The 11,568-nt window shown below is 71.0% G+C and carries 11 protein-coding genes; 7 read left to right on the forward strand and 4 right to left on the reverse strand.

Annotated features, from left to right (window positions below):
- Positions 1-18: 18 nt before the first annotated feature.
- Positions 19-195 carry an SPOR domain-containing protein gene (locus Q4A22_RS02930; RefSeq protein WP_303177091.1) on the reverse strand — a complete coding sequence of 59 codons (177 nt, stop codon included), beginning with the start codon at positions 193-195 and terminating at the stop codon, positions 19-21.
- Positions 196-377: 182 nt separating this feature from the next.
- Here Q4A22_RS02930 and map point away from each other — a divergent pair, with 182 nt between their 5' ends.
- On the forward strand, positions 378-1,274 hold the full coding sequence (gene map / locus Q4A22_RS02935) for a type I methionyl aminopeptidase (RefSeq protein WP_303177093.1): 897 nt from the start codon (positions 378-380) through the stop codon (positions 1,272-1,274).
- 95 nt (positions 1,275-1,369) lie between these two features.
- Positions 1,370-2,203, forward strand: a complete 834-nt coding sequence (gene ppgK, locus Q4A22_RS02940) for a polyphosphate--glucose phosphotransferase (protein WP_303177094.1) — start codon at positions 1,370-1,372, stop codon at positions 2,201-2,203.
- Between the two features lie 258 nt (positions 2,204-2,461).
- Here the strand turns inward: ppgK and Q4A22_RS02945 are convergent, their stop codons facing one another.
- From Q4A22_RS02945 to Q4A22_RS02955, 3 genes are read right to left on the reverse strand one after another with little or no spacing between them, the layout of a single operon-like run.
- On the reverse strand, positions 2,462-3,373 hold the full coding sequence (locus Q4A22_RS02945; RefSeq protein WP_303177095.1) for a Sir2 family NAD-dependent protein deacetylase: 912 nt from the start codon (positions 3,371-3,373) through the stop codon (positions 2,462-2,464).
- A 1-nt stretch (position 3,374) separates the two neighbouring features.
- Entirely contained in the window at positions 3,375-3,836 is a 462-nt protein-coding gene (locus Q4A22_RS02950) for a redoxin domain-containing protein (RefSeq protein WP_303177096.1), read from the reverse strand.
- Between the two features lie 38 nt (positions 3,837-3,874).
- Complete coding sequence (locus Q4A22_RS02955) at positions 3,875-4,291, reverse strand: DUF3052 domain-containing protein (protein ID WP_303177097.1); 417 nt, start codon at positions 4,289-4,291, stop codon at positions 3,875-3,877.
- Between the two features lie 350 nt (positions 4,292-4,641).
- Between Q4A22_RS02955 and aceE the strand changes: the two genes are divergently transcribed.
- The 5 genes from aceE to Q4A22_RS02980 all read left to right on the forward strand — a co-directional run bounded on the left by aceE (position 4,642) and on the right by Q4A22_RS02980 (position 11,453).
- The gene (aceE, locus tag Q4A22_RS02960; protein WP_303177099.1) at positions 4,642-7,380 is read left to right on the forward strand and encodes a pyruvate dehydrogenase (acetyl-transferring), homodimeric type; all 2,739 of its coding nucleotides are present in this window, start codon (positions 4,642-4,644) and stop codon (positions 7,378-7,380) included.
- A gap of 312 nt (positions 7,381-7,692) precedes the next feature.
- The gene (locus Q4A22_RS02965) at positions 7,693-8,928 is read left to right on the forward strand and encodes a CdaR family transcriptional regulator (protein WP_303177101.1); all 1,236 of its coding nucleotides are present in this window, start codon (positions 7,693-7,695) and stop codon (positions 8,926-8,928) included.
- Positions 8,929-9,020: 92 nt separating this feature from the next.
- The gene (locus tag Q4A22_RS02970) at positions 9,021-9,932 is read left to right on the forward strand and encodes an ACP S-malonyltransferase (protein WP_303177103.1); all 912 of its coding nucleotides are present in this window, start codon (positions 9,021-9,023) and stop codon (positions 9,930-9,932) included.
- Between the two features lie 59 nt (positions 9,933-9,991).
- Positions 9,992-11,059, forward strand: a complete 1,068-nt coding sequence (locus Q4A22_RS02975) for a beta-ketoacyl-ACP synthase III (RefSeq protein ID WP_303177104.1) — start codon at positions 9,992-9,994, stop codon at positions 11,057-11,059.
- A gap of 148 nt (positions 11,060-11,207) precedes the next feature.
- Complete coding sequence (locus Q4A22_RS02980; RefSeq protein ID WP_303177106.1) at positions 11,208-11,453, forward strand: acyl carrier protein; 246 nt, start codon at positions 11,208-11,210, stop codon at positions 11,451-11,453.
- Positions 11,454-11,568 lie beyond the last annotated feature (115 nt).

Below are 11,568 nucleotides of genomic sequence, written 5' to 3' on the forward strand. Positions count from 1 at the left end.
CGCCCGCGCCCCGGCGCGTCACTCGCCCTTGAAGGCGGCGTCCTCGTCGTCCCAGCGCTTGGTGTTCTCCGCCGCGTGCTCCAGGGCACGGGCGGCGTCCTCGCGCGTGGCGTAGGGACCCATGAGCTGGCGGTAGTCGTCCTTGGGGCCCTCCTCGACCTGCTTGGTGTAGAGGTTGTACCAGTACTCGGCCATGCGTTTCCTCTCTCTCCGGCGCGGTGCGCCGTCTGCCCACCCGCCCACGGGCGGGGCACGAACACCCCGGGCGGAACAGGCCCGGGACCCAAGGCTTAGGGTAGTTGGTGCACCCGGTGCGCGGTGCGCTTCGGCGGCCGCGCACACCCACGCGTGACCGCCGCAGGAGGCATCGACCCATCGTGACCAGCCACAACCTCGCACCCGCTCCCGGATCCACCGCCCCCGTCGGCGCCCTGCGCGCCGGCGCGCTCACGCCGCTGCGCCCCGTGCCCCGCGGCATCGAGCGCCCGGAGTACGTGGGGCGTCTGGAGCCGGACGAGGGCAGCGCCTCCAACGTGTACACCCCGGAGGAGGTCGAGCTGGTGCGGGAGGCCGGACAGATCGCGGCGCGCGCCCTGCAGGCCGCGGGCGCCGAGGCGAAGCCGGGTGTCACCACCGACGAGCTGGACCGGATCGCGCACGAGTACATGTGCGACCACGGGGCCTACCCCTCCTGCCTGGAGTACCGCGGCTTCCCCAAGTCCATCTGCACCTCGCTGAACGAGGTGATCTGCCACGGCATCCCGGACTCCACCGTCCTGGAGGACGGGGACATCATCAACCTGGACGTCACCGCCTACAAGAACGGCATGCACGGGGACACCAACGCCATGTTCCTCGTGGGGGACGTGGACGAGGACTCCCGCCTGCTCGTGGAGCGCACCCTGGAGGCCACCAACCGGGCGATCAAGGCCGTGCGTCCCGGGCGGGAGATCAACGTGATCGGGCGCGTGATCGAGAAGTACGCCAAGCGCTTCGGCTACGGCGTGGTGCGGGACTTCACCGGCCACGGCGTGGGCCGCGAGTTCCACACCGGGCTGATCGTCCCGCACTACGACGCCGCCCCGTCCTACGCCACCGAGATGGTCCCGGGCATGATCTTCACCATCGAGCCCATGCTGACCCTCGGGTCCATCGCGTGGGACCAGTGGGAGGACGAGTGGACCATCACCACCCACGACCGGCTGCGCACCGCGCAGTACGAGCACACCATGGTCGTGACCGACGACGGCGTGGAGATCCTCACCCTCCCCTGATCGGAGGCGCGCTCCCGTAAACTCGGGACCAGGGGGTCGGCAGTGCACCGCGCGGCCCCGTCACAGCTACAGACCGTGGACCGAAGGGACTGTTCATGAGCTCAGGTACTCCGCAGGGTGTCGTCTCGCAGTACGGCATTGGAATCGACATTGGTGGTACCGGCACCAAGGGTGGGATCGTCGATCTCTCCACCGGCCAGCTCGTGGGTGAGCGGTTCCGCATCCCCACCCCGCAGCCCGCCACGCCCCAGGCCGTGGCGGACGTGGTCCGTCAGATCGTGGACGAGCTGCAGTCCCGCCCGGAGGCTCCCGCCCCGGAGAGCCACGTGGGGATCGTGTTCCCCGCCATCATCAAGAACGGCGTGGCGCTCTCCGCCGCGAACGTGGACAAGTCCTGGATCAACACGGACGTGGACGCCCTGATGACCGAGACCCTCGGCCGCGAGGTCGAGGCCCTCAACGACGCCGACGGCGCCGGGCTGGCCGAGGCGCACTACGGCGCGGGCAAGGGCCAGGAGGGACTGGTCATGGTGATCACTCTGGGCACCGGCATCGGCTCCGCCATGATCCTCAACGGTCAGCTCGTACCCAATGCGGAGCTCGGCCACCTGGAGATCGACGGCCACGACGCAGAGACGCGGGCCTCGGCCGCGGCCCGCGAGCGCGAGCAGCTGCCGTGGAAGAAGTGGGCCACCAAGCGGCTGCAGCGCTACTTCTCCCACGTGGAGTTCCTCTTCTCGCCGTCCCTGTTCGTGATCGGCGGCGGCGTGTCCAAGAACTCGGAGAAGTTCCTGCCGTACCTGGAGCTGAACACCCCCGTGGAGATCGCGGCGCTGCGCAACAACGCGGGCATCGTGGGCGCGGCCCTGTGGGCGCAGCAGTGCAACGAGGCACAGGCGGCCAAGTCGGTCATCGACCCCGTGGGCTGACAGTCTTCTCCCGCCCGGGCGGGCTGCGGCCCGGGCGCCGGAGTGACGAACGGCCCCTTCCCGCGCGGGGAGGGGCCGTTCGTCACTCAGGAAGCATCCCGGGCGTGTCCCGCTCCCCTGCGGACACATCCGCACGGGGCAGGGCGGAGCAGCACCCGGACATGAAACAAGGCCCCGATGCGGTCCGCGGCTTCCCCTCCGCAGACCCTCAGGGCCTTGCAGGTCGAGTCTAGGTGCTCCGCACGTCCGGGGCAAGCATCAGCTTCCGGGGACGAGCAGCGCCTCCAGCGAGGTGAGGAACTCCCCCACCGGGGCGTCCACCTTCAGCGCCGCGAAGGCGTCCCCCGCCGTGACACCGTGGTTGACGATGACCACCGGGATGTCCTGGCGGGCGGCCTGGCGCACGAACCGGCGGCCGGAGTTCACCGTCAGGGAGCTGCCCACCACCAGGAGGGCGCCCGCTCGCTCCACCATCCGGCGGGCCAGGGCCACGTTGCGGGGACGGGCGCTCTCCCCGAAGAACACCACGTCCGGTTTGAGCACCCCCTGGCACACGGGGCAGTCCCACACCCGGAAGCCTCCGGTCTCCTCCACGGTGGCGTCCGCGTCGGGTGCGTACTCCACCTGGGCGGCGTGGGTCAGCCCGTCGTAGAACCCGGGGTTCAGCTCGTCCAGGTACCGCGAGACCTCCTCGCGCGGGAAGCGGGAGCCGCACGCGGTGCACACCACCCACGCATAGGTTCCGTGCAGATCCACAACGGCCAGGGAGCCGGCCTTCTGGTGCAGCAGGTCGATGTTCTGCGTGACCACCCCGTCCACCGCACCGGCGGTCTCCAGGCGGGCGAGGGCCTCGTGCGCGGCGGAGGGCCGGGCCTCGGCCACGAACCGCCACCCGTACTGGTTGCGCGCCCAGTAGTGGCGTCTGTTGTCCACGCTGCGCATGAACTCCTGGTACGTCATGGGGTTGCGGGGCTTGGCATCCGGCCCGCGGTAGTCGGGGATGCCGGAGCCGGTGCTGACCCCCGCGCCCGTGAGCACCGCGGTACGGCGTCCCACGAGCAGCTCGTGGACCAGGGAGAGCCCGGCGCGGGCGTCCAGGGCATGGGGGTCGGGGAAGTGGCTCGGATCCACCGGGGCGCCGTAGCCGGCGCGGATCACCCTCGTGGGCATCTCAGTCCCGGGTCAGGTCCGTGAGGATCCCGTGGAGGCGCTCCCACTCCCGGGGCTCGGCCATGTCGGTGGAGCTGACGTCGCGGACGGTCCCGGCGGCGTCGACGACGACGGTGACGCGGCGCGCGCAGCCGAGCTCCTCGTCGAAGACCCCGTACGAGCGGGCCACGCCGCCGTGGGGCCAGTGGTCGGAGAGCAGCTCGAAGTCGTAGGACTCCTCGCGTGCGAAGGCGTCCAGTGCGTAGTGGCTGTCCGTGGACACGCACAGCACCGTGGCCCCGGCGTCCTCGACGGTGTCCGCGTGGTCCTGCAGGTGGCACAGCTCCCCGGTGCACACCGGAGAGAACGCGAAGGGGAAGAACACCAGCACCACGGGCGCACCGCGGTACTGCGACAGGCTCCGGGGCTCACCGTCCCGGTTGGGCAGGGTGAACTCCGGCGCTGCTGATCCGATGTCGGTCATGGGGACCTTTCCCGCCGCATCCACGGCGCGGCTCGGTGCTAGAAGTTGCGCTTGGGGGCGAGCCGGGAGACGGACCAGTCGGAGGAGACGCGGGCGGCGCTCGTGACGTGCAGCCCGGCGGTGGAGGCAGCGTCCTGGACGTCCGCGGGGGACACGTGGTCGTCGCGCCCGGCCTTGGGGGTCAGCAGCCACACCACGCCGCCGTCGTCGAGGGTGGTCTGGACGTCCACGAGCTCGTCCACGAGGTCACCGTCGCCGTCGCGCCACCACAGCACCACGGCGTCGACGACCTCCTGCGCGTCCTCGTCGAAGAGCTCGGAGCCGATGGCGTCCTCGATCCGGGCCCGCAGGTCCGCATCGACGTCGTCGTCGTAGCCGAACTCCTGGACGTAGTCGCCGTCCTTCAGGTTCAGCTGCTCCGCAATGCTCTCTTCGGGCGCCTTGGCCTCGCTCACCGTGTCTCTCCTTCTCAAGCCGTGTCGCGTGGGTCCCGGGATGCCACCGGCAGGTGCCCGGAGCCCATACTCACCGTGACGGGACCGTCGACGGTGCGTAATAAAGACAACACTGGATTAGCCGCTCGTTCAAGCCGCACCGGATGCCACGGGAAGGAAGTGGGCGCGTGTGACGGGGCCGCGGCGGGTGTGATGCGCAGAACACCTGTCGTCGCGATCCCCCACCCCGTAGCCTGTGACACGATGAGGGGATGACGGGGGCGGTTCTTTCCAGCCCGGGCCCCGCCACCAGGCACACCGCTCCGGCACCGGGGATCCCGCGACACGGAGCTGACGACAGAGAGGTTCACGTGTCTTCTGACAGCAATCACCACATCCTCAGTGGGCTGACCAACAACCTGCAGGACGCGGATGCGGACGAGACCCAGGAGTGGATCGAGTCCTTCGACGCGCTGATCCAGGCGCAGGGCACCGCGCGCGCGCAGTACGTGATGCGCGCCCTGCTGCAGCACGCCGGCACCCACTCCGTGGGCGTGCCCATGGTCACCACCTCGGACTACGTGAACACCATCCCCGTGGACCAGGAGCCCGAGTTCCCCGGCGACGAGGAGATCGAGCGCCGGTACCGCGCCTTCCTGCGCTGGAACGCCGCGGTGATGGTCCACCGTGCGCAGCGTCCGGGCGTGGGCGTGGGCGGGCACATCTCCTCCTACGCGGGCGTGGCCACTCTCTACGAGGTGGGTCTGAACCACTTCTTCCGGGGTCCCGAGCACCCGGGTGGTGGCGACCAGGTGTTCTTCCAGGGCCACTCCTCCCCCGGCAACTACGCGCGCGCCTACCTCGAGGGCCGCCTCACCGAGGAGCAGCTGGACGGGTTCCGCCAGGAGAAGACCAAGGCCCCGAACGGTCTGCCCTCCTACCCGCACCCCCGCTGCCTGCCCGACTTCTGGCAGTTCCCCACGGTCTCCATGGGCATCGGGCCCATGAACGCGATCTACCAGGCGCAGTTCAACCGCTACCTGCACAACCGCGGCATCAAGGACACCTCCGAGCAGCACGTGTGGGCGTTCCTGGGCGACGGCGAGATGGACGAGCCGGAGTCGCGCGGCGCGCTGCAGCTCGCGGCCAACGACAAGCTGGACAACCTCACGTTCGTGGTCAACTGCAACCTCCAGCGCCTGGACGGGCCGGTGCGCGGCAACGGCAAGATCATCCAGGAGCTGGAGGCGTTCTTCCGCGGTGCGGGCTGGAACGTCATCAAGGTCGTGTGGGGCCGCGAGTGGGACGCCCTGCTCGAGGCGGACAAGACCGGCGAGCTCGTGCGAATCATGAACGAGACCCTGGACGGCGACTACCAGACCTTCAAGGCGGAGTCCGGCGGGTTCGTGCGGGACCACTTCTTCGGGCGCTCGGCGGCCACCAAGGAGCTCGTGGCCGACTACACGGACGAGCAGATCTGGAACCTCAAGCGCGGCGCCCACGACTACCGCAAGGTCTACGCGGCGTACAAGGCCGCCCTGGAGCACAAGGGCCAGCCCACCGTGATCCTGGCGCAGGGCATCAAGGGCTACGGCCTGGGCCCGCACTTCGAGGCCCGCAACGCCACGCACCAGATGAAGAAGCTGACCCTCGAGGACCTGAAGGCCTTCCGGGACCACCTGCGCATCCCGATCTCCGACGAGCAGCTGGAGTCGGACCTCTACAACGCCCCGTACTACCACCCGGGCGCGGACTCCCCCGAGATCAAGTACATGCTCGAGCGGCGCAGGGAGCTCGGCGGGTTCGTGCCGGACCGCCCCCACGCGCAGCAGGAGATCACCCTGCCCTCGGACAAGGCCTTCGCCTCCGGCAAGAAGGGCTCCGGCAAGCAGCTGGCCGCCACCACCATGGCCTTCGTGCGCATCCTCAAGGACCTGATGCGCGAGAAGGACTTCGGCCACCGGATCGTGCCCATCGTCCCGGACGAGGCCCGCACCTTCGGCATGGACGCGTTCTTCCCCACCTCGAAGATCTACAACCCCAACGGGCAGAACTACCTCTCCGTGGACCGCGAGCTGATGCTCGCCTACAAGGAGTCCGCCCAGGGCGTGATCCTGCACCCGGGGATCAACGAGGCCGGTGCCACCTCGGCGTTCACCGCGGCGGGGACCTCCTACGCCACGCACGGCGAGGCCATGATCCCGGTCTACATCTTCTACTCGATGTTCGGCTTCCAGCGCACCGGCGACGAGTTCTGGGCCGCTGCGGACCAGATGGCGCGCGGCTTCGTGATCGGGGCCACCGCCGGACGCACCACCCTGACCGGTGAGGGGTTGCAGCACGCGGACGGGCACTCCCCGCTGCTGGCCGCGACCAACCCCGCGGTGATCCACTACGACCCGGCCTACGGCTACGAGATCGCGCACATCGTCAAGCGCGGCCTGGAGCACATGTACGGCACCGGGGACGAGGACCACGACGTCATGTACTACCTCACGGTGTACAACGAGCCCATCCACCAGCCGGCCGAGCCGGAGAACGTGGATGTGGACGGGATCCTCAACGGCATCTACCTGCTCAAGCCCGCCGAGACCGAGGGCCCGCGGGCCCAGCTGCTGGCCTCCGGCGTGGGCGTCCCCTGGGCGCTCGAGGCGCAGAAGATCCTGGCCGAGGAGTGGGGCGTGTCCGCGGACGTGTGGTCCGTGACCTCGTGGAACAACCTGCGCCGGGACGCGATGGCCGCCGAGCAGGACGCCTTCATGGACCCGGAGTCCGGGGCCCGCACCCCGTACATCACCCAGGCCCTGGCCGGGGCCACCGGCCCGGTGGTCGCCACGAGCGACTACGCCGCGCAGCTGCCGGACTCCGTGCGCCAGTACGTGCCGAACGACTGGGCCTCGCTGGGCGCGGACGGCTTCGGCTTCGCGGACACCCGCGCCGGCGCCCGCCGCTTCTTCACCATCGACGCCCACTCCATGGTGGTGCGCACCCTGGAGATGCTCGCCAAGCGCGGTGAGATCGACTGGTCGGCTCCCGCCGAGGCGCTGACCCGCTACGACCTCGCGGACCCCGCCGCCGGCACCTCCGGCAACGCCGGGGGCGAGGCCTGAGGCACCGCACCCCGCCCCGGGGCACCGTCACCTGACGGCGTCCCCACCCGCAGCGCCCCCGTCCCCGGAACTCTCCGGCGGCGGGGGCGCCGCGCTGTCCGCGCACGCGCGACCTTCCCGGGCCACCTGGCAGGCCCCCTGTACCAGAGTCACCGCCGCGCCGGGCCAGCCCGCAGCACGCGCCGCAGGCTCCCGTCCGCCGCGGTGCGCTGGGCACGGGTGGCGCGCGGGCGACGTCGTCCGCCCGGGCCCGCTCTCCCGCAACGCCCCCGTCCGAGGCCCGGGCGCGAGGGGATCGACTACCCTCGTCTCATGCCTTCCGACGCCTCCGGCTCCGCCGCCCGCAAGCCACGCGTCTCGCGCCGGGCCGCGCGGTCCCTGCGCAGCCGGCAGCAGGGCACCCCGCACCCGCGGACCCTGGAGAACCTGCGGGCGAACCTGGGGCAGGTCTCCACCGTGGCGGTGCAGCGGCTGAGCACGTCCCTGCCGTGGTTCGCCGAGCTGCGCGCGGACGAGCGCTCCGAGCTGGGGCTGCTCGCGCAGCGGGGCATCGCCTCCTTCGTCAGCTGGTACGAGAACCCCCGCGAACCGCTGTGGGTGCTCACCGAGGTCTTCAAGCAGGCGCCCACGGACCTCACCCGGTCCATCACGCTGCAGAACGCGCTGCAGGTGCTGCGCATCGTGGTGGACGTGGTGGAGGAGAAGGTCCCCGAGCTGGCCCAGCACCACGACGAGGTGGCCCTGCGGGAGGCCGTCCTGCGCTTCTCGCGGGAGGTGGCCTTCGCCGCCGCGGACGTCTACGCCAAGGCCGCAGAGAACCGCGGCTCGTGGGACGCCCGCATGGAGTCCCTCGTGGTGGACAGCATCCTGCGCGGGGACCGTTCCGACTCGCTGCGCTCACGGGTCTCCGCGCTGGGGTGGACGGACCGGGGGGACGTCACCGTGATGGTGGGGCGTGCCCCGTCGACCACGGGCCCGGCGGGCGTGGAGCGGATCCGCCGCACTGTGGCCCGGCACGCGGCAGAGTGCCTCGTGGCCATCCAGACCGACCGGCTCGTGTTGATCCTGGGCGGGCCCAAGGACCACCTGCGCTCCCTCACCAGGCTGGCGGCCGTGTTCGGCGAGGGCCCCGTGGTCCACGGCCCGCCGGTCCCCACGGTCTTCGAGGCCAAGCACTCCGCGGACCGCGCCAACGCCGGGCTGCGCGCCGCCGCGGCCTGGCCGCAGGCACCGCGGCCCGTCCACTCCGAGGACCTCTGGCCGGAACGGGCCATCAGCGGCGACCCCCTGGCGCTGCAGGCCATGGTCGATGCCGTGTGGGAGCCGCTCGCGGCGTCCTCCACCGGCCTGGTGGACACCCTGTCCACCTACCTCAGCGTGGGGCACTCGCTCGAGGCCACCGCCCGCGAGCTGTACGTCCACGCCAACACCGTCCGCTACCGGCTGCGGCGCGTCAGCGACATCACCGGCTGGGACCCGCTGCTGCCGCGGGACGCCTTCGTCCTGCACTGCGCGGTGCTCGCGGGCAGGCTGCACCGGGACGAGTGACCGTCCCCTTGTAGAAAGGCGACAAAACCCGGCTCCCAGCTTGGTGCGGGTGCCCGCTCCGCAACCCCGCTCCCACTTGGTGGAATGAACGGGTGATTGCAGTCGTCTGCCCCGGTCAGGGGTCACAGAAGCCAGGATTCCTCACCGAGTGGCTGTCCGTCCCGGGTGTCGCCGAGCACCTCGCGCGGCTCTCCGACGCCGCCGGGCTGGACCTCGTGCACTACGGCACCGAGGCGGACGAGGAGGCCATCAAGGACACCGCGGTGGCCCAGCCGCTGATCGTCGCCGCCGGACTGGTCGCGGGTCGGTTGCTGGCTCCCCAGCTCCAGGGGCGCGAGGACGTGGTGCTCGCCGGTCACTCGGTGGGTGAGATCACCGCCGCCGCCCTCTCGGGCGTGCTGAGCGAGGAGGACGCCATGCGGTTCGTGCGCGTGCGCGCCACGGAGATGGCCCGCGCCGCCGCGGCGACCCCCACGGGCATGGCCGCGGTCCTGGGGGGCAAGCCCGACGACGTCGCCGCCGCACTCTCCGCCGCCGGCGCCACCGCGGCGAACGCGAACGGCGGCGGCCAGGTGGTGGCCGCGGGCACCGTCGAGCAGCTCGACTCCCTGGCGCAGAACCCGCCCGCCCGCGCTAAGGTGGTGCGCCTGAAGGTGGCCGGCGCGTTCCACACCGAGCACATGGCACCGGCCCTGCAGCCCCTGCGGGACCTCGTCCCGCAGCTGTCCCCGCGGGACCCCGAGCACCCGCTGCTCAGCAACCGCGACGGTGCCCGCGTGACCAGCGGCGCCGCCGCCCTGGAGTCCCTCGTGGAGCAGGTGTGCCGCCCCGTGCGCTGGGACGCCTGCATGGAGACCCTGGCGGAGCTGGACGTCCAGCAGATCGTGGAGCTGCCGCCCGCCGGCACCCTCGTGGGCCTGGCGAAGCGCGGTCTCAAGGGAGTCCCCGCCATGGCCGTCAACACCCCGGAGGACCTCGAGACGCTGCAGAGTACCCTGAGCTGAGAGGGTGACCCACCCGCATCTCCCGCTGTGAACCGCACCAGGTAAGGAGTCGGCCTCTCGTGGCGACCATCAAACAGAACATTCCCAACGCCCACACGCGCATCCTGGGCATCGGTGCCTACCGCCCGTCCGAGATCGTGACCAACGACGACATCTGCCAGTGGATTGAGTCCTCTGACGAGTGGATCGTCAAGCGCACGGGCATCCACACCCGCCACCGGGCCCCCGCGGACGTCTCCGCGCTGGACATGGCGGAGCATGCCGCCCGGGAGGCCATGGCGGACGCCGGGATCACCGGTGAGCAGCTGAGCACCATCATCGTCTCCACGGTGTCCTTCCCGTACCTGACCCCCTCGCTGGCCTCGTGCCTCGCGGACCGGCTGGGTGCCACCCCGGCGGCGGCGTACGACATCTCCGCCGCGTGCGCCGGGTACTGCTACGGCGTGGCCCAGGCGGACTCCCTGGTCCGCGCCGGCGACTCCACCAACGTGCTGGTCATCGGCGTGGAGAAGCTCTCGGACGTCATCGACAACTCCGAGCGCTCCATCTCCTTCCTGCTCGGCGACGGCGCCGGGGCCGTGGTGATCGGCCCGTCCGACGTCCCCGGGATCGGCCCCTCCGTGTGGGGCTCGGACGGCTCCAAGTGGGACGCCATCCGGATGACCCACCCCCTCACGGACATCCGCACGGTGGAGAACGGCGGGGAGCGCACCTTCGCGAAGGACCTCGTTGACCCCGAGACCGGCGAGATGCGCCCCGACGCCACCCTGTGGCCCACCCTGCGCCAGGACGGGCCCACGGTCTTCCGCTGGGCGTCCTGGGAGGGTGCCCGCGTGGCGCAGGAAGCCCTCGACGCCGCGGGCCTGCAGGCCGAGGACCTGGCGGCCTTCGTGCCCCACCAGGCCAACATGCGGATCATCGACCAGATGGCCAAGGTGCTCAAGCTGCCCGAGTCCGTGGTCATCGCCCGGGACATCGCGGACGCGGGCAACACGTCCGCGGCCTCCATCCCGCTGGCCACGCACCGGCTGCTCGCGGAGCACCCGGAGCTGTCCGGCAGGCCGTCCCTGCAAATCGGCTTCGGGGCCGGGCTGGTGTACGGCGCCCAAGTGGTGCTCCTGCCCTGATCCCCTCACCGTGGTGTCGTAGGGTTAGACCGCACACCTCCTGTCCACGGGACCGTCCGCACCGCTGGGCGCCCCGCACGGCAACCCTCCGGGGACCGTGGTCACCGAGTACGGTCGCTCACTGCGACCTCAACGAAAGGAAGCCGACATGGCGAGCAAAGACGAGATCCTGACCGGCCTGGCCGAGATCGTGAACGAGGAGACCGGCCTCGAGACCGAAGCCGTGCAGCTCGAGAAGTCCTTCACCGAGGACCTGGACATCGACTCGATCTCCATGATGACCATCGTGGTCAACGCCGAGGAGAAGTTCGACGTCACCATTCCCGACGAAGAGGTCAAGAACCTCAAGACCGTCGAGGACGCCGTCAACTTCATCGACAACGCCCAGGCCTGATGCCCGGGCGCGCGGTGGCGCCCCATACCCCCGGGGGGTGGGCCCCCCCCCCCACACCCGCCCGGCGCGCCGCCCCGGCCCGCGGCGCACCGGCGCGTTAGGCCCCCACGCCCTG

Source organism: Kocuria sp. (assembly GCF_030530945.1).
Lineage (GTDB): Bacteria > Actinomycetota > Actinomycetes > Actinomycetales > Micrococcaceae > Kocuria.